The 17,921-nt window shown below is 72.5% G+C and carries 18 protein-coding genes and 1 pseudogene; 14 read left to right on the top strand and 5 right to left on the bottom strand.

The features are described 5' to 3' along the window. The first annotated feature begins 42 nt into the window (after positions 1-42). From ABEA26_RS19795 to ABEA26_RS19785, 3 genes are all read left to right on the top strand, one after another. Positions 43-960: a LysR family transcriptional regulator ArgP gene (locus ABEA26_RS19795; RefSeq protein ID WP_345593986.1), complete on the top strand. Its 918-nt coding sequence runs from the start codon at positions 43-45 to the stop codon at positions 958-960. 115 nt (positions 961-1,075) lie between these two features. Further along, positions 1,076-1,327, top strand: a complete 252-nt coding sequence (locus ABEA26_RS19790) for a WhiB family transcriptional regulator (RefSeq protein WP_345593981.1) — start codon at positions 1,076-1,078, stop codon at positions 1,325-1,327. A 72-nt stretch (positions 1,328-1,399) separates the two neighbouring features. After that, positions 1,400-1,753, top strand: a complete 354-nt coding sequence (locus ABEA26_RS19785; protein ID WP_345593980.1) for a DUF488 domain-containing protein — start codon at positions 1,400-1,402, stop codon at positions 1,751-1,753. A 126-nt stretch (positions 1,754-1,879) separates the two neighbouring features. Here the strand turns inward: ABEA26_RS19785 and ABEA26_RS19780 are convergent, their stop codons facing one another. Both ABEA26_RS19780 and ABEA26_RS19775 read right to left on the bottom strand, forming a co-directional pair. Then, positions 1,880-3,553 carry an FAD-binding dehydrogenase gene (locus ABEA26_RS19780; RefSeq protein WP_345593978.1) on the bottom strand — a complete coding sequence of 558 codons (1,674 nt, stop codon included), beginning with the start codon at positions 3,551-3,553 and terminating at the stop codon, positions 1,880-1,882. A gap of 92 nt (positions 3,554-3,645) precedes the next feature. Beyond that, positions 3,646-4,281 (bottom strand): TetR/AcrR family transcriptional regulator, encoded by a 636-nt coding sequence (locus tag ABEA26_RS19775; RefSeq protein WP_345593976.1) that lies wholly within the window; start codon positions 4,279-4,281, stop codon positions 3,646-3,648. A gap of 131 nt (positions 4,282-4,412) precedes the next feature. Between ABEA26_RS19775 and ABEA26_RS19770 the strand changes: the two genes are divergently transcribed. The 3 genes from ABEA26_RS19770 (at position 4,413) to ABEA26_RS19760 (ending at position 7,737) form a co-directional block, all read left to right on the top strand. Further along, positions 4,413-5,042 (top strand): alpha-ketoglutarate-dependent dioxygenase AlkB, encoded by a 630-nt coding sequence (locus tag ABEA26_RS19770; RefSeq protein WP_345593974.1) that lies wholly within the window; start codon positions 4,413-4,415, stop codon positions 5,040-5,042. 94 nt (positions 5,043-5,136) lie between these two features. After that, entirely contained in the window at positions 5,137-6,432 is a 1,296-nt protein-coding gene (locus tag ABEA26_RS19765; protein ID WP_345593973.1) for an acyltransferase family protein, read from the top strand. Positions 6,433-6,504: 72 nt separating this feature from the next. Then, on the top strand, positions 6,505-7,737 hold the full coding sequence (locus ABEA26_RS19760) for a DUF4032 domain-containing protein (RefSeq protein WP_345593972.1): 1,233 nt from the start codon (positions 6,505-6,507) through the stop codon (positions 7,735-7,737). 79 nt (positions 7,738-7,816) lie between these two features. Here the strand turns inward: ABEA26_RS19760 and ABEA26_RS19755 are convergent, their stop codons facing one another. Continuing rightward, entirely contained in the window at positions 7,817-8,689 is an 873-nt protein-coding gene (locus tag ABEA26_RS19755) for a universal stress protein (RefSeq protein WP_345593970.1), read from the bottom strand. A 61-nt stretch (positions 8,690-8,750) separates the two neighbouring features. Here ABEA26_RS19755 and ABEA26_RS19750 point away from each other — a divergent pair, with 61 nt between their 5' ends. The 7 genes and pseudogenes from ABEA26_RS19750 (at position 8,751) to ABEA26_RS19720 (ending at position 15,839) form a co-directional block, all read left to right on the top strand. Beyond that, positions 8,751-9,116 carry a VOC family protein gene (locus tag ABEA26_RS19750; RefSeq protein WP_345593968.1) on the top strand — a complete coding sequence of 122 codons (366 nt, stop codon included), beginning with the start codon at positions 8,751-8,753 and terminating at the stop codon, positions 9,114-9,116. 136 nt (positions 9,117-9,252) lie between these two features. Further along, a pseudogene (locus ABEA26_RS19745) lies at positions 9,253-10,992 on the top strand (LuxR C-terminal-related transcriptional regulator); the annotation flags it as partial. Between the two features lie 132 nt (positions 10,993-11,124). Continuing rightward, positions 11,125-12,450: a CAP domain-containing protein gene (locus ABEA26_RS19740; RefSeq protein WP_345593966.1), complete on the top strand. Its 1,326-nt coding sequence runs from the start codon at positions 11,125-11,127 to the stop codon at positions 12,448-12,450. 58 nt (positions 12,451-12,508) lie between these two features. Further along, the gene (locus ABEA26_RS19735; protein ID WP_345593964.1) at positions 12,509-13,183 is read left to right on the top strand and encodes an AIM24 family protein; all 675 of its coding nucleotides are present in this window, start codon (positions 12,509-12,511) and stop codon (positions 13,181-13,183) included. A gap of 117 nt (positions 13,184-13,300) precedes the next feature. After that, entirely contained in the window at positions 13,301-14,260 is a 960-nt protein-coding gene (locus ABEA26_RS19730; RefSeq protein WP_345593962.1) for a threonine/serine dehydratase family protein, read from the top strand. Positions 14,261-14,327: 67 nt separating this feature from the next. Then, a complete protein-coding gene (locus tag ABEA26_RS19725; RefSeq protein ID WP_345593960.1) occupies positions 14,328-15,305 on the top strand; it encodes an LLM class F420-dependent oxidoreductase in 978 nt (325 codons plus the stop codon). Positions 15,306-15,413: 108 nt separating this feature from the next. Then, the gene (locus ABEA26_RS19720; protein ID WP_345593959.1) at positions 15,414-15,839 is read left to right on the top strand and encodes an SsgA family sporulation/cell division regulator; all 426 of its coding nucleotides are present in this window, start codon (positions 15,414-15,416) and stop codon (positions 15,837-15,839) included. A gap of 18 nt (positions 15,840-15,857) precedes the next feature. On the opposite strand, the gene ABEA26_RS19715 is transcribed toward ABEA26_RS19720, so the two are convergent. After that, positions 15,858-16,283: a DUF6328 family protein gene (locus ABEA26_RS19715; RefSeq protein ID WP_425587868.1), complete on the bottom strand. Its 426-nt coding sequence runs from the start codon at positions 16,281-16,283 to the stop codon at positions 15,858-15,860. A gap of 251 nt (positions 16,284-16,534) precedes the next feature. On the opposite strand from ABEA26_RS19715, the gene ABEA26_RS19710 reads away from it, so the two are divergent. Next, on the top strand, positions 16,535-16,882 hold the full coding sequence (locus ABEA26_RS19710; RefSeq protein ID WP_345593955.1) for a hypothetical protein: 348 nt from the start codon (positions 16,535-16,537) through the stop codon (positions 16,880-16,882). 46 nt (positions 16,883-16,928) lie between these two features. On the opposite strand, the gene ABEA26_RS19705 is transcribed toward ABEA26_RS19710, so the two are convergent. Further along, positions 16,929-17,912, bottom strand: coding sequence for an aldo/keto reductase (locus ABEA26_RS19705; RefSeq protein WP_345593953.1), 984 nt, complete (start codon positions 17,910-17,912; stop codon positions 16,929-16,931). Positions 17,913-17,921 lie beyond the last annotated feature (9 nt).

Raw genomic sequence — 17,921 nt, 5'->3', positions numbered from 1 at the left:
AACCTTAGCGCCTGTGATGACAGGTACGACGGACGGGCAGGCATGACGGGGACGATTACGGCCGCTTTCGCGGACCTGCCGCTGGACCAGGTACGCACCCTGCTGGCCGTGGTGGACGAGGGCACGTTCGACGCGGCCGCCGCCGCGCTGCACGTGACGCCGTCCGCGGTCAGCCAGCGGGTGAAAGCACTGGAGCAGCGGACCGGGCGGGTGCTGTTGCTGCGCACCAAGCCGGTGCGGCCGACGGATTCCGGCGGGGTGCTCGTGCGCCTGGCCCGCCAGGTGGCCCGGCTGGAGCGGGACGCGTACGCGGAACTGGGGCTGAGCGGCGGGGCCGGGGAGCCCACCCGGGTCTCGGTCGCCGTCAACGCCGACTCGCTCGCCACCTGGTTCCTCGGCGCCCTCACTCGGGTGCCCGGGGAGCCGAGGCTCTGTTTCGAGTTGCGTCGTGAGGACGAGGACCACACGGCGACCCTGCTGCGGGAGGGTGTGGTGATGGCCGCGGTGACCTCGTCGCCCGACCCCGTCCCCGGCTGCGCCGTCCGGTATCTGGGCCGGATGCGGTATCTCCCCTGCGCCGCCCCCGGGTTCGCCGCGCGGCATCTGTACGGGCCGCTGCGGGAGGTGCTCGCCGAGGCGCCGGTGGTGTTCTTCGACCGGCGGGACGACTTCCAGGACGGCTTCGCACGGCGGCTCGGTCACGGCGGCGCGAGTCTCGCCCGGCACTATGTGCCGACCTCTGAGGGCTTCGTCGAGGCCGTGGCCGCCGGTCTGGGCTGGGGCATGGTGCCCGAGCCGCAGGCAGAACCCCTGCTGAGCACCGGCCGGCTCGTCGACTTCGCCCCGGATCTGGCGGTGGACGTCCCGCTGTACTGGCAGCAGTGGAAACTCGACTCCCCGGCGCTGGCGACGGTGGCCGACGCGGTGGTGGCGGCGGCCCGGGCGGCGCTGCTGAGGTAGGCGCGGCGGACGGCCCGAGGCGTCGCGCCGGTTTCACCCCGCTGTCGACAGGTCACCCGGAACGGAGCAAGGCATCCACGAGGGCGCGAACGATACCGATCGCAGGTGACTTTGAATGGACAACTGGCGAGAGCACGCCGCGTGCCGCACGGAGGACCCCGACCTGTTCTTCCCGATCGGCACCACCGGTCCGGCCGCTTTGCAGACCGAGCAGGCGAAGGCGGTCTGCCAGCGCTGTCCGGTTCAGGAGCGGTGTCTGCGGTGGGCGCTCGACACGGGGCAGACCCTCGGTGTCTGGGGCGGGACCAGCGAGCTGGAACGCCGGGCGCTGGGGCGCCGCGAGGCCGTGCGCCGGAGGTCCGGCTGACCGGGTCCGGCGCGGCGCCGGACAGGGCTCGCGACAACACCGTTCCGGCCGACCGTGGAAAGGACCCCGGCCATGAGTGTCCGTGTGCACCGCGTCTACGACCCGCCCGGACCGGACGACGGCGTGCGGGTCCTGGTGGACCGGCTGTGGCCGCGGGGTGTGGCGAAGGACGCCGCGCACGTGGACGAGTGGCCCAAGGGCCTCACTCCGTCGACCGAGCTCCGCCGCTGGTACCACGCGGACGAGGGCTCCTACGAGGCGTTCGCCGAGCGGTACGAGGCCGAGCTGGCCGCCCCGGAGGCGGTTGAGCTCCTCGACCACGTACGGGAGCTGGCGCGCGAGGGGGACGTGACGCTGCTGACCGCGTCCAAGTCGCCCGAGGAGAGCCACGCCGCCGTGCTGCTCCGTCTCCTCGACGGAGCCTGAGTTCGCGACGCGCGGGCCCGACGGCAGCCTGACCTTGTGCACGGCGTGAACTCGGTGAGGGCCCGGGCCCGGTGAGAGCCCGGGCCCGGTGAGGCGTGAGGAGACGGAGCGGAGCGGACTGTGCCGTCAGGCGGTCTGGCGTGCCGCGGCACGGCCCGCGGCCCGCCCGGAGAACAGGCAACCGCCGAGGAAGGTGCCTTCCAGCGCGTTGTAGCCGTGCACCCCGCCGCCGCCGAAGCCGGCCACCTCACCCGCCGCGTACAGGCCCTCGACGGGTGTGCCGTCGGCGCCCAGGGCGCGGGAGTCCAGGTCGGTCTGGATGCCGCCGAGGGTCTTGCGGGTGAGGACGTGCAGTTTGACGCCGATCAGCGGGCCCGCCGCCGGGTCGAGGAGGCGGTGCGGCGTGGCGACCCGGCCGAGGCGGTCGCCGATGTAGCGGCGGGCGTTGCGGATGCCCTGGACCTGGGCGTCCTTGGCGTACGGGTTGGCCATCTGGAGGTCGCGGGCCTCTATCTGGTGCCGGATTGCGGCGGCGTCGAGGAGCGGCTTGTCGGTCAGCCGGTTCATTCCGTCGACGAGCTGTTCCAGGTTCGGCGCGGTCACGAAGTCGGCGCCGTTGCGCAAAAAGTCGTCCACGGGACCCGGCGCGCCCTTGCCGAGGACGCGTTCGCGCAGGAATCCGGCGCGGTCCTTGGCGGTGATGTCGGGGTTCTGCTCGGAGCCGGAGAGCGCGAACTCCTTCTCGATGATCTTCTGGGTGAGGATGAACCAGGAGTGGTCGTGGCCGGCGAGGTCATCGGCCGTGCGCAGGTGCCGGAGGGTGCCGAGGGTGTCGTAGCCGGGCAGGCACGGCTCGGGCAGGCGGCGGCCGAGGGCGTCGAACCACATGGAGGACGGTCCGGGCAGGATGCGGATGCCGTGGCCGGGCCAGATCGGGTCCCAGTTGCGGATGCCCTCGGTGTAGTGCCACATCCGGTCGCGGTTGACCAGGCGTGCGCCCGCCTCGGCGCTGATGCCGAGCATCCGCCCGTCGACGTAGGCGGGGACGCCGGTGACCATCTCGGCGGGCGGGGTGCCGAGGCGCTCGGGCCAGTGACGGCGGACGACGTCGTGGTCGGCGCCGATGCCGCCGGAGGTGACGATCACGGCCCGGGCGGTGAGTTCGAACTCGCCGATGGCGTCACGGTTGGAGGCGACCCCGCGGGGTGAGTGGTCCTCGGCCAGTACCGTGCCACGCACGCCGCGCGCGGCGCCGTCCACGACGGTCAGGTGGTCGACGCGGTGACGGTGGTGGAAGGTGAGCAGCCCGTCGCGCACGGCCTGCCTGGCGTAGCGCACGAACGGCTCGACGACGCCCGTGCCGGTGCCCCAGGCGATGTGGAAGCGGGGCACGGAGTTGCCGTGTCCGCCGGCTCGGAGGTCGCCGCGCTCGGCCCAGCCGACGGTGGGCAGGAAGGTGATGCCGTGCCCGGCGAGCCAGGACCGCTTCTCCCCCGCCGCCCACTCGACGTACGCCCGGGCCCAGCGCACCGCCCAGGAATCCTCGTCCTCGGTCCGGTCGAAGCCCGCGCTGCCCTGCCAGTCGTTCCAGGCCAGGTCGAAGGAGTCCTTGACACCGAGGCGCCGCTGCTGAGGGGAGTCGACGAGGAAGAGGCCGCCGAAGGACCAGAAGGCCTGCCCGCCGAGGTTGGCCGCGTTCTCCTGGTCGACGAGGGCCACCCTCCTGCCCCGGCTGGTCAGTTCGTGGGCCGCGACCAGGCCCGCCAGGCCCGCTCCGACCACGATGACGTCGGCATCCATGGCGACCGTCCCTTCCTGTTCCGTGTCATTGGGGGTTCAAAAAGTCCTGGTGGTTCAATCCGGGTGGTTCAAAAGGCCCAGGGGTTCGAGGTTCAAGGAGTGCCGCCGCTCACCGCGCTGCTCTCGGTGAGCAGCGCGGTGAGCAGCCGGCCCAGCCAGGCACGGGCGTGCTCGACGTCCCGGTCCAGGAGCAGCTGGGTGGTGACTCCGTCGTACGCGGCGACCACGGCGTGCGCGGCGCCGTCGGTGTCTCCCAGCACGGCGGGCAGGGTGGTGTGCCCGCGCGCCCGGGCGAGGCGGTCGGCGATCGCGCGTCGCAGGCGTGACCGGTGCTCCAGCAGGGCCCGTGCCACGACCGGATCGCGGGCGGCGTGCACCAGGAAGTCCGTCTTCACCAGGAGCCACTCCCGATCCAGGAGCAGCACCTCGGTGACGCGGTCCACGGCGGCGGGCACGTCCAGGTCCGGCCCGTCCAGCGCCAGGGCGACGGACACCTGCTCCGCGATCAGGTCGGCCCGCTCACGGTAGAGCGCGAAGAACAGCTCGTCGAGGCTGTCGAAGTTCGAGTAGAAGGCGCCCCGGCTGTAACCGGCCGCCTCACAGACCTCCTCGATCGACACCCGGCCGAAACCCTTGGCGGCGAACACCGCGAACGCCGCGCCCAGGAGGTTCGCGCGGGTCCGCACGCGCCGCCGGGTGACGCGGCCGGCCGTCTCCTTCACCGCCATGTCCGGCCCTCCCTCTTCTCTCGATACGGAAATGTATCGGATACGGCGCTGCATCCGACAGGTCTCGTGCCGGGGACCACTCACCCCCTCGGCAATAGAACGTGCATTCGAACAAGGGTTACGCTGGAGCCATGACCACGCATCTCCAGGGCTCGCTCTTCGACCAGGCCGACGAGGTCCGGCTCGGTCCGCTCGACGGCCTGCGCCGCACCCGCCTCGGCTCCGGTGCCTGGATCGACGTGCTCCCCGGGTGGCTGAGCGGCGCCGACGTGCTGTTCGAGAGGCTGGCCGCCGAGGTCCCATGGCGCGCGGAGCGGCGCGCCATGTACGACCAGGTGGTCGACGTGCCCCGGCTGCTCTCCTTCTACGGCGTCGACGACACCCTGCCGCACCCGCTGCTGGCCGAAGCCCGCGACGCGCTCTCCGCGCACTACGCCGAGGAGCTGGGCGAGCCCTTCACCACCGCCGGGCTGTGCCACTACCGCGACGGCCGGGACAGCGTCGCCTGGCACGGCGACCGGATCGGACGGGGCGCGCGCCAGAACACGATGGTCGCCATCCTGTCGGTCGGGGCGCCCAGGGACCTGCTGCTGCGGCCGTCGGGCGGAGGCGGCGACACGGTGCGCCGTCCGCTGGGCCACGGCGACCTGATCGTGATGGGCGGCTCCTGCCAGCGCACCTGGGAGCACTGCGTCCCCAAGAGCACCCGCGCCGCCGGGCCCCGCATCAGCGTCCAGTTCCGCCCGCACGGCGTGCGCTGAGCCGCCGCACTCGGTGGCCGGCCCGCGGGTACCGGAAGTCTGTCCTCCCCCGGCCCGCTGCCCCACACTGGGCGCACCTCGGGCGGGAGGGCCGATGAGCGCGGACGCAGGGCGGGGCGCGGGCACGGGGCAAGGGGCGGACACCGGCCGACGCGGCGAACTGGACGCGCTGCGCGCTCTCGTCGTGCTGGGTCTGGTCTTCTTCCACACCGCCCTCGTCTTCTCACCGGACGACGACTTCTACGTCAAGAACGCGCAGACCACGGACGCCGTCACCGTCGTCGCCGGGTTCGGTGTGGTGTGGGCCATGCCCATGCTGTTTCTCGTCGCCGGCCTCGGCGCCCGGCACTCGATCCGCCGCCGGGGGCCCGCCGGGTTCGCCCGGGAACGCCTGCTGCGCCTCGGCGTCCCCCTCGTCTTCGCGACGGTCGTCCTGTGCCCCCTCCCCCAGTGGCTGCGGCTGCGCGCCGCCGACCCTGGCTACGACGAGTCGTACTGGCGGTTCTGGCCGCGCTTCCTGACCGTCCGTCCGGATTTCGCCGACTTCCCCTTCGTCGTGGAGGGCGACCATTTCGAGACCGGGCATCTGTGGTTCGTCGTCCTGCTGCTCGCCTTCTGCCTGCTGCTCGCCCCGGTGGCGTCCCGGCTGACGGCCGGCGCCGGACGCGTGGCCCCCGCTCTGCGCCGTCACCCGGCCCTGCTGCTGCTCCCCGCGCTGCCGCTCGCCGCCGTCAACGCCCTGCTGGGCATGGAGGAGGACTACGCGGGCTGGAACCGCTGGGCCTATCTGCTGTTCTTCCTGTGCGGTCTCGCCCTCGCCGACGACGGGCGGATCCGGGAGGTGACGCGCCGCGCGGCGGTACCGGTGGGCCTGCTCGGGCTGGTGCTCTTCGCCGGGTCCGCGCCCGGCTTCGTCGTCGGCGACGACCCGTTCGGGGCATGGACCCCCCTCGCCCTGTTCACCCGGGCGGTGTTCGGGGCGGCCGGCTGGTGCTGGGTGGTCTCGATCCTCGGTCTGCTGGACCGGCCCCGGAACCGGACGGCACGCACGCGGCCCGGCACGGGCGGCCGGGCCGCGCGACGGGATGCGGCACTGCGATATCTGGCGGCGGCCGCGCTGCCCCTGTACGTGCTGCACCAGCCGGTGGTGGTCGCCTTCGCGTACGGCGTGGTCGGCTGGTCCGCGCCGATGGCGGTCGAGTACGCGGTGATCGTGGCGGCCTCGCTGGGAGTGATCCTCGCCGGGTACGAGTTCGGGGTGCGCAGGACGCCGGTGACACGGTTCCTGTTCGGAATGCGGCCGGCCGCCGCACGGCCCCGATCCGTCCGGGGGCCGCTGGAGCCGGACCCGGCGCCGCCGCCGGACCCGCCGCTGCCGCCGCCTCCCTGACGGCATCGGGCACTTCGGCGAGAAGGGCCCCTCGGGCGACAGGCTCGGGAACGGCCGTTCTAGAGTCGGGGCATGGCCTTGCAGATCAGTGCCACCAATCCGGAGCACCCCGCGCTCCTGCTCGAACTGCCGTGGCAGACGCCGCTGGAGGAGTGGCCCGAGGAGTACCTCGTGCCGCTGCCGCGCGGCATCTCCCGCCACGTCGTCCGCTACGCCCGCGCCGGGGACGAGGTGATCGCCGTCAAGGAGCTGGCCGAACGGCCCGCGCTGCGCGAGTACCAGCTGCTGCGCGACCTCGACCGCCTCGCCATCCCCGCGGTGGACGCGCTCGCCGTGGTCACCGGCCGCGTCGGCACCGCCGGTGACCCGCTGGAACCGGTGCTCGTCACCCGGCACCTCGGCGGCTCGCTGCCGTACCGGTCGATGTTCGAGACGACGCTGCGGCCGGCGACCATGCACCGCCTGATGGACGCCCTGGCCGTGCTGCTGGTCCGGCTGCACCTGGCCGGCTTCGCGTGGGGCGACTGCTCACTGTCCAACACGCTCTTCCGGCGCGACGCGGGCGCCTACGCCGCGTACCTGGTGGACGCCGAGACCGGCGACCTGCACCCGCGGCTGAGCGTCGGGCAGCGCGACTACGACCTCGACCTCGCACGGGTGAACATCAGCGGCGAACTACTCGACCTGGAGGCGTCGGGGGCGTTGCACCCCTCCGTCGACCCGATCGACTTCGGTACCGAGATCTGTGCCCGCTACCGAAGTCTGTGGGAGGAGCTGACTCGCACCTCGGTCTATCCGGCGGGCAAGTACCACTACATCGAGCGCCGGATCCGGCGACTCAACGACCTCGGCTTCGACGTGGCCGAGATGCAGATCGAGCACGCCTCCAACGGCGACACGGTCACCTTCGTGCCCAAGGTCGTCGACGCCGGCCACCACCAGCGCCAGCTACTGCGCCTGACCGGCCTGGACGCCGAGGAGAACCAGGCCCGGCGGCTGCTGAACGACCTGGAGAGCTGGATGGCCACCCAGGACGACTACGCCCCGGGCGACCCTCTCGGCGCCCGCCCGGAGGTCCTCGCCCACCGCTGGGTGCGCGAGGTCTTCCGGCCCACCGTGCGCGCCGTACCGGTGGAGCTGCGCGGTGCCATGGACCCGGCCGAGATCTACCACGAGTTGCTGGAGCACCGCTGGTACCTGTCCGAGCGGGCCCAGCACGACATCGGCCTGGACACGGCCGTGGCGGACTACATCACGAACATCCTGCCCAAGGCCCGGGAGACCCTGCAGCCGACGGCCGACTGAGTCCCCTGGCTGCCCGGGCGTGGCGCCCGCACACGTGACACGCGCGAGCGCCACGTATGCGGGCCTCACACGCGCGGGATCACGTGTGCGGGATCACCGCCACCGGGCAGTCCGCGTGGTGCAGCACGCCGTGCGCCACCGAGCCGATCCGGGCGCCGACCGCCGTACGGCGGGACCGGCGGCCGACCACCATCAGCTGGGCCTCGGCGGCCACCGACAGCAGCACCTGCCCCGCGCTGCCCATCTCCACGTGCTCGATCACCGGGACGTCGGGAAAGCGCTCGCGCCACGGCCCGAGCGCCTCGCCGAGCGCCTTCCTCTCGTACGACTCCAGGCCCCCGGCCTCGTCGGCGAGCCGCATCGCCCCCGGGCTGTAGGTGAACACCGTCGGCAGGGCCCAGGCCCGGACGGCCCGGACAGTGGCACCGCGCGCGGCGGCCGCCTCGAAGGCGAACCCGATCACGTCGGCGCTGTCCTCCGGCTCCCCCTGCTGCCCCACGACGACCTCACGGCCGGCGGCCTCGGTCGCGGTCTCCTCCCCGGCCCGTACGAGGACGACGGGTCGCGGCGCTTCCGCGATCACCTGCTGGCCGACCGAGCCGAGCAGGAAGCCGACGACCGCCCCGTGGCCGCGCGAGCCGAGCACCAGCGTCCCGGAGTCGCCCGCGGCGGCGAGCAGCGCGGCGACGGGGTCGCCCTCTCGGACCTCGGCGGACACCGTGAGGTCCGGGTACCGCTCGGTGACGGCCCCCACCGACTCGGCGACCGCGTCCCGGACCCAGCGCTCCTGCGCGTCCCGGCCCTCCGTGCCGACGGCGTCCTGTGGCTGGAACCGCCAGGCGTGCACGACGTGCAGCGGTGTCCCTCGCCGGACCGCCTCCCTCGCGGCCCAGGCCAGTGCGGCCAGGCTCTCCTCCGAACCGTCGACCCCTGCCGTGATCGGGCGCGTCATGCGGTTCTCTCCCTGTGTCGCGGTCACGTCCATGAAGTCCAGTCTTCCCTACCCTGTCCCCATGACTTTGCAGTGGGAGCAGTTGAACGTCGACACGACGAATCCCGTCGTGCTCGGACGCTGGTGGGCCGAGGCTCTCGGTTGGGTCGTGGTGAACGACGCCCCCGAGGAGTACGAGATCCGTCCGGACCGGGACCGGCTGCCGGGACTGCTCTTCGCCCCGGTGCCGGAGAGCAAGGCGGGCAAGAACCGGCTGCACCTGGACTTCCGGCCCGACGACCAGGAAGCCGAGGTGGCCCGCCTGCTGAAGCTGGGCGCGCGCCGTGTCGACGTCGGCCAGGGCGAACAGCCCTGGGTGGTTCTGGCAGACCCCGAGGGCAACGAGTTCTGCGTACTGGGCGCCCGTGGCGGTCCTGCGACCGGCTGAGCCGTGCACGGTCACTCGGTCCGGACTGCTCGTTCCGGACTGCTCGGGTCGGACCACTCGGGCCGGACCACTCCGCCGGCCGGTGGCCACGGCGCCCGCTCGGTCCGGCGCGCTGGTTCACGCTTTCGCTGTCGGACACGTCGGCGCGCCCGCGGAGGAACTGCGGCACGTCGAGTCGGCCCTGGACCTGTGGCCGGCCGTCGACGCCGCCGCCGCACTACCCGGGGTTCCCGACTCCGTGACGCTGACGCTGCGGGCCTCGGCGGCCGCGGCGCACGCCGGGGAGCTGCACCGCGCGGTCTCCCTCACCCGGGCCGCGCTGGCCGGCCTCGGCCACGACGCGGACCTGGAGCTCGCCGCGCGCGTCCGCTACACGCTCGCCGGGAACCTGCTGAGCGTAGACAACCTGTCGTCCGCGTTCGCGCACAGCAGCGAGGCGCTCGGCCTGATCCCCGCCGAGCCGCCGTCGTCGACGTGGGTGTGGGCGGCGGCCACCCATGTGATGGCGGCCCGTCAGGTCGGGGAGAACGAGACGGCACTGCGGGTGGCCCGCCGGGCCCTGCGCGTCGCGGAGGACCTGGGCGTCACCGACGCCCGCGCCGACCTCCTGATCTCCCTGGCCGGTCTCGAGGGCGGCAACCGGAGCACTCCGAAGGGCCGGGAGCGGCTGCTGGAGGCACGGGAGCTGGCGCGGCGATCGGGGAACGCGCCGGTGGAGATGCGCGCGCTGTTCAATCTCGCCATCGGCTGCTTCGAGTCCGGCGACCTGGAGGAGTGCCTGCCGTGGGCGGCGGAGGGGTTGGACCGGGCCCGCCGCTCGGGGCTGCTGTCCTCGCCGTATCCGCGGGAGATGCGGTATCTGCGGCTGCTGGTGCAGTACACGCTGGGCCACTGGGACGACTGCGTGCGCGGGGCCGCGGACAGCGTCGGGGTGCTGCCCGCCGCGGGCGGTCACGCCGTCGGGCCCGCTCTGTACGTCGCGTTGGCCCGCGGTGAGGCCGGGACCGCGGAACGCGCCCGCGCGATGCTGGAGGGGCCGTTCGACTGAATGGGCACGATGGTCGCGGGCGTCGTGCTGACCGACGCCGCAGCGCTGCGCGGGGACGCCGAGGACGCCGTGCGGTGGGCGCGGTCCACCGTCGAGGCGCTCACCGACGACGCGGGCACGCGGCCCTCCGTGACGGTCAGGCTGGTCGCCCTCGCGCTGTCCGCGGTCGCCGACCGCGTCGTCGAACTGCGCGGGTCGGGCGACGAGTCGGAGGTCCGTCGCTGGAACAGGACGGCGGCGGACCTGGTGGAGCAGGCCAGGGCGGCCGCCGGACATGCGGAGGACGGCACACCGCAGGGCCCGGAGGGTCGGGCGTGGCTGACGCGCGCGGAGGCGGAGCTGGTCCGGATCGCCGGGGCCGGCCCGGACCCGGCGTCCTGGGAGAAGGTGGTGGCGGGGTTCGCGTACGGCGACGCCTACGAAGGCGCGCGGTGCCGGCTGCGGCTGGCGGAGGCCCTGCTGGCGGCCGACCGCCGCGAGGAGGCGGCGGCCGAGGCGGACACCGTACGCCGGGAGGCGGACCGGCTCGGCGCGACGCTGCTGCGCGAGCGGCTGAACGGCCTGGTCCGCCGCGGCCGGCTGACGGACGCGACGCCCACCCGTGGCCGTGGGGCACAGCTCACCGCACGCGAGCAGGACGTGCTACGGCTCCTCGCCCTGGGACGCAGCAATCGCCGCATCGGGGAGGAGCTGTTCATCAGCGCCAAGACGGCGAGCGTCCACGTCTCCAACATCCTCGCCAAGCTGCCGGCGGCCAGCCGCACGGAGGCGGTGGCCGTCGCCTACCGGCAGGGCCTGATCTCTCCGGAGCGAACGGCCTCGGGCTGAGCCCGGTGCGCGGGCCGTACACCGGGAACCGCCACCGCCCGTCGGACGTTGACCCGACACCACACCGACACGGACACTCCCGTCGAACACGCACCACGGCCGGAAACGTGGACGAGGACACAGGGCGGCACGATGAGCGAGTTGGTCCCTGGGGGCAATGTCCCCCTGCCCGGCGGCCCCGTGAGCGTGCGGGTGCCCGGTGGCTTCGACGTGACGGCGCTCATCACCGATGACGGTGGCAAGGTGGCCGGTGACGGCGACTTCGTCTTCTACAACCAGCCGGAGGCACCCGGCGCCCGGTTGCGGGGCGACACGCTCACCGTCGAGCCGGCGCGACTGCGCCCCGGAGCCACCCGCGTGACGGTGGCGGTGAGCCCCTCGGACCCCGGGACCGCCCTGAGCGCACTCCCCTCCCCCACGCTCCGTGTCACCGACGCGGGCGGGCACGCCTTGACCCGGTTCACCCCGTCGCGCCCCCGGCAGGAGACCGTACTGCTGCTCGCGGAGTTCTACCGGCGCGGCGAGGGATGGAAGTTGCGTGCCCTGGGACAGGGGTACGCCGACGGACTCGCCGGTCTCGCCCGCGACTTCGGGGTGGAGGTCGTCGACGACGCGCCCTCGCCCGGCGCCCCGTCGCCCGACGACCGGGCCGCGTCCCCTGCCGTCTCCGCATCCCCCGCCGACCCCGACGACTTCCTCACTTTGGTCAACTCCGCCCGGGCTGCCGCCGGTTCCCGTCCCGTCTCCACCGACCCGCGCCTGGTATCGGCGGCCCGTGCCCACGCCGCCGCCATGGCCGCCGCGGGCACGCTGAGCGTCGAGACCCGGGACGGTGTCTCGGTCCACCAGCGCGTCGTCCTGGCCGGGTACACCTATCTCACCGTCGGCGAGCACCTGGTCTCCGGCCCGCGCACGCCCACCGAGTTCGTCGCGTACTGCCTGCGCACCGAGCGGACCCGGCGCACACTGCACGAGGCGGCCTTCACGCACGCCGGGTGGGCATCCGTCACCGGCGGACCCTCGGGCGACACGTACTGGACGGTGCTGTGGGCCGTGCCGCTCACCCCGGACGGCCTGGCCCGCACGACGGCCGAGGTCGTCGACCTCACCAACCGGGAGCGGATCGGGGCCGGTCTGCCCGCGCTGACCGTCGACGCCAGACTGACCCGGGCCGCGCAGGCGCACAGCGCGGACATGGTGGCCCGCGACTTCTACTCCCACACCGATCCCGACGGCGGCAAGCCCTGGGACCGGGCGGCCGCCGCGGGGGCCACGCGGCGCACGGTCGGGGAGAACATAGCCTGCGGCCAGCGTTCCCCCGCCGACGTGGTGGAGGGCTGGATGAACAGCCCAGGGCACCGCGCCAACATCCTCAAGGCGGACTTCACCCACATCGGGATAGGCCTCGCCGGCGGCGGCCGGTCGGGAACGTACTGGACCCAGGTTTTCGGCGGCTGAACACGACCACCGGCACGCGATCTTGGCGGAACGGGAGGCTCCGGGCGAGGATGCCCGTATGAAGGGTGACCTGTTTTCCAGCGAGCACATGGTGCAGCCCGCCACCGCGCCGGGCATGACCGTCGAGAACTCCAAGTGCATCCGTTACACGGTGAACGGCGACATGCTCGCCCGGCAGGGCGCGATGGTCGCCTACCGCGGCGATCTCCAGTTCGAACGCAAGGGCCAGGGCGTGGGCGGCATGCTCAAGCGCGCGGTCACCGGGGAGGGCCTGCCCCTGATGGCGGTGCGCGGGCAGGGCGAGGCCTGGTTCGCGCACGAGGCGCAGAACTGCTTCGTCCTGGAGGTGGAGCCCGGCGACGAGTTCACGGTCAACGGCCGTAACGTCCTGTGCTTCGACTCCTCGTTGTCGTACCGCATCGCCACCGTGAAGGGCGCGGGCATCACCGGCGGCGGGTTGTTCAACAGCGTCTTCACCGGCCATGGCAGGCTGGGACTGGTGTGCGAGGGCAGCCCGCTGGTCATCCCGGTATCGCCCCAGTACCCGGTGTACGTCGACACCGACGCGATCGTCGGCTGGTCGGCGGGGCTGTCGACCTCCCTGCACCGTTCGCAGTCCATGGGGTCGATGCTGCGCGGCGGTTCGGGGGAGGCCGTGCAGTTGCTGCTCCAGGGGCAGGGCTACGTCGTCGTACGGCCCAGTGAGGTGACACCGCAGAAGGCGCAGCACTGAGGCGACAATCCGGCACGCGGACGGCCACCGTCCTCGAATCCGTGTTGACCTCGGGCGCGGCACGCGAAAGGGTGCGAAGCGGCGTGGATCACCACCCACGTCGGAAGGATGACTGCCTTGATCGGGATCACGGAGATCGAAGCCGCGGCCGAGCGGATCACCGGACATGTCGTACGCACCCCGACCGTGCCCAGTCCCGGATTGTCCGCCCTGCTCGGGGTCCCGGTCACCGCGAAGCTGGAACTGCTCCAGCGCACCGGTTCCTTCAAGGCGCGCGGCGCGACGGCGAAGCTGCTGTCGCTGACCGAGGCCGAGCGGGCCGCCGGTATCGTCGCGGTCAGCGGCGGCAATCACGGTATCGCCGTGGCCGTCATGGCCGCCGCCCTCGACGTGAAGGCCACGGTGGTCATGCCGCGTACGGCACCCGCCCGCTCCGTGGAGACCGCCCAGGAGGCGGGCGCGCTGGTGCGGCTCACAGACGGCATGGACAACGCCTTCGCGCTGGTGACCCGGCTGCGGGAGGAAGGGCTGACTCTCGTCCACCCCTTCGACGACCCCGTGGTGGTCGCGGGGCAGGGCACCGTCGGCCTGGAGTTCGCCGAGGACGCCGGGGAGCTCACCGACGTGGTCGTGAGCGTCGGCGGCGGCGGGCTGATCGCGGGCGTGGCCGCGGCGCTGCGGGACCTGCGGCCGCACGTGCGCATCTGGGGCGTGGAGACCGAGGGCGCCGAGGCGATGTCGCGGGCACTGACGGCGGGCGGGCCACTGACCGTGCCCCTGACCTCGGTCGTCACCACGCTCAGCGCCCCGTCCGTCTCCCAGCTGACGTACGACCATGTGTCGGAGCTGGTGGGCGAGGTACTCGTGGTGCCGGACCGGGAGGCCGTGGAGGGTTCACTGGCTCTCGCCGAGCACGGCAAGGTGTGGACCGAACCGGCCGCCGGATGCCTGCTGCCCGCGGCCCGGCACGTGGTGGAGCGGGTGGGTGACGGCGTCCGGATCGGTCTGGTGGTGTGCGGAGGCAATGCCACGACCGCGGACATGACGGCCTGGGCGGACCGGTTCGGACTGCGCTGACGCCGCCTTGCGACACACGGTCCTGTTCACTCCGTTTTCGGCCCGCCCGGACGGGGACTCGTCCGTTATGGTGCAAATCGGATACACGATGATGACCGAGCAGGCCGGCCCTCGCGAGCTCGTCGGCCATGTGGTGCGAGCCGAGGAGGTGGGGTTCGACTTCTCGGTGACCTCGGACCACTACTTCCCGTGGCTGCGCTCGCAGGGCCACTCCCCGTACGCGTGGAGCGTGCTGGGCGCCGCCGCGCAGGCGACCTCCCGCATCCCGCTGATGACGTACGTGACGTGTCCGACGTTCCGCTACCACCCGGCGGTGGTGGCGCAGAAGGCGGCGACGCTGCAGTTGCTGTCCGAGGGCAGGTTCCGGCTGGGGCTCGGCTCGGGCGAGAACCTCAACGAGCACGTGGTCGGCGGCGGCTGGCCCACAGTGGACGTGCGGCACGAGATGCTCCAGGAGGCCGTGGAGATCATCCGGGCACTGTTCGAGGGCGGCCATGTGAACCACCGCGGCGCCCACTTCGACGTGGAGTCGGCCCGGTTGTGGGACCGGCCGGACAGCGCGCCGCCCATCGGGATCGCCGTCTCCGGGCAACGTTCCTGCGCACTCGCGGGCAAGCACGCCGACCTGGTGATCGCCACCGAGCCCAAGCCGGGGCTGCTCGAGGCCTTCGACCGGCACGGCGGCGAGGGCAAACCGCGTGTCGGTCAGCTGCCGGTCTCCTACGATCCCGACCGGAACACGGCGATCCAGCGCGCCCATGACCAGTTCCGCTGGTTCGGCAGCGGATGGAAGGTCAATTCCGAACTGCCGCACCCGGATTCCTTCGATGCGGCCACCCGGTTCGTGACACCCGACGACGTCGCCGAGTCGATTCCCTGCGGCGACGACCCGGACGTCTTCGTGGATGCCGTACGCCCGTACGCGGAGGCCGGGTTCACCGAGGTCGCCCTGGTGCAGATCGGTGGCGAGTCGCAACCGGCCTTCCTGGACTGGTCGGAGAAGACCCTGCTGCCCGCGCTGCGCGAGGCACTGGGCGGGTCCTGAACCCCGGGCTCAAAACCCGGGCACGGGCGAATCACCCGTCTGCGTGAACATCTTGCGGACGGGCGGGGTACACGAGGGCTCTACGTCCGATTCCCGGGAGGCCCTGTCGTGAACACCGTCGTGCACAAGACCCTGGTGGTGCAGCTCCAGGCGGGTGACGCCGACCGTTTCCCGGTGCTCGCCCACCTCGGCTACGACGCCGCGGATCCGTTCGCGCTCACCGTGGTGTTCAGCCATGACGGCCGCGTACTCGCCCGTTGGACGCTGGACCGGGAGATGGTGCGCGACGGACTCACCCGCCCGGTCGGCGTGGGAGACGTCCGGATGCGCCCCGAGTCGCGGGGCCTGTGGGACGAGCTGCGCATCGAGCTGCTGGGCGACGCCCGGCCCGAAGGGGACCGCCACCACGCCGTGGTGTTCGTGTGGGCGGCGGCCGTGGAGGCCTTCCTGCGCGAGACCCACGCCGTGGTCCGGCCGGGGAAGGAGCAGGTACACGTCGACGACTTCCTCGCGGAGCTCATGGCCGAGGGCTGATCTTCGCGGGACCTGGCCTCAGCGGGACGTGTAACGGTACCGGGTCCACAGCGGGATCCCGAACCAGCACAGCAGGTACCAGAGCACCACGCCGGCGACGAGGTAGGGCACGAAGCCGTCGTCCGTCGCCACGCGGAGGATCAGCAGGAGCGAGGCCGCCATCGTGGCGAGCAGCAGCACCAGGCCGAGCAGGGTCAGCCGGGAGGCCCACCGCACCGCCTGGGGTTTCACGCGCCTTCCGGAGACGATGCGGTGCAGGGACACCGGACCGATCAGCGCCCCGGTCGTCACGGCGCCGAGGACGACCGTCACGAGATAGATCGTCTGGTCCGTGTCCGAGAGATCGTCGTACTTCGGGGTGAACACCACGGTCAGCAGGAAGGCGAACAGGATCTGCACGCCCATCTGCGCGACACGGACCTCCTGGATCAGCTCGGTCCACATCCGGTCCGCCCGCTCCTCCTCGCTCTCGTTGCGCCCCCTGCGCCGGCCCGGGCCGTTGCCGTCCGCCGTGTCCGAGTCCGAGTTGGTCACTGTTCCTCCCGGTTGCCGCGGCCTGTGTCCTCTTCTCTCTTCCCGTCTCTTCCCGCCTTCGCCGTGCTCAGGCGCCGTGCCTCGGCGCGGCGCCCGGTTTGAGTGATCGGGGTGCGGTTACACGGGCCGGGACCGACGCAGGCCCAGGAGGAAGGCGAAGGATGTCCGACACTCAGCTCACCGTGACGCTCAGCGGTGGCGGCATCGACGACGCGCGGGCGATCGTCCGCGCACTGGAGGGTGTCTTCGGCGCACCCGACGGCCTCCCGGCCGACGAGCAGGCGACGGTGCGCACCGCGACCTTCGACTCCCCGGCGACACCGGAGGCGTCCTCGGCACCACGTGAGGCGGGTGCCCCGCTGTCCGCACCGGTGACGGTCACCGTCCAGGGAACGCCGCAGGCCGTCGAGGCGGCGAGCGCGACGCTGTCCCACGCCTTCAGCACGCGGAACGAAGGCGCGGCCTCCGGCGACCAGGAGCGGGAACGGCAGCTGCTCCTGGTGCCGTGAGGCCGGCGAGTAGCGACTACGGGGACAACGACTACGGGGGAGCCGACTACCAGCGGCCCTCGACCTGGTCCTTGATACGCCGGTCGTAGAGGTCGCGGATCGCCGTGAGCGTGGGACCGGACAGCTCGGGCAGCCGGGCGGCGTCCGTGTTGGCGCGGGCCTGTTCGGGCGAACGGGCGCCGGGGATCACGGTGGTCACGCCGGGCTGCTGGATGATCCAGCGCAGCGCCAGCTGGGCCGGGGTGTATCCCTCGGGAGCGAGCGCGGCGAACTCGGCAGCGGCCTCCACACCCGTGGCGAAGTCGACACCGGAGAAGGTCTCGCCCTGGTCGAAGGCCTCGCCGTGCCGGTTGAAGTTCCGGTGGTCGTTCGCCGCGAAGACCGTGTCCCTGGTGTACTTGCCGGACAGCAGGCCGGAGGCCAGCGGCACCCGGGCGATGATGCCGACGCCCGCCTCCCGGGCAGCCGGGAGCACCTCGCGCAGGGGCTTCATCCGGAACGGGTTGAGAATGATCTGGACGCTGGCCACGTTCGGCCGGGCGATCGCGGTCAGGGCCTCCTCACAGGTCTCCACGCTGACACCGTAGGCCGCGATGCGCTCCTCCTCGACCAGAGTGTCCAGGGCGTCGAACACCTCGTCGGTGGAGTAGACGGAGGTCGGCGGGCAGTGCAGCTGGACCAGGTCGACGACGTCGACGCCGAGATTGCGGCGGGAGCGGTCGTTCCACTCCCGGAAGTTTTCGAGGACGTAGTTCCCCGGGATCTGCTCGACCCTGCGGCCCATCTTGGTGGCGACCAGCACGTGCAGGTCGGGCCTGCCGCGCAGGAAGGTGGCGATGGTCTCCTCGCTGCGTCCGTCGCCGTAGACGTCCGCCGTGTCGAAGAAGGTCACCCCCGACTCGGCCGCCGCCTCCAACACCGCGAGTGCTTCCTTGTCGTCGACGTCTCCCCAGTCGGCGCCCAGTTGCCAGGTGCCGAGGCCTACCACCGATGCGTGCTGATCCGACCTGTCGAATGTGCGCTCGTCCATGCCGCCAGT

It is taken from the genome of Streptomyces marokkonensis (assembly GCF_039539045.1).
Taxonomy (GTDB): domain Bacteria; phylum Actinomycetota; class Actinomycetes; order Streptomycetales; family Streptomycetaceae; genus Streptomyces; species Streptomyces marokkonensis.
This window is presented reverse-complemented; position numbering and strand designations above follow the sequence as displayed.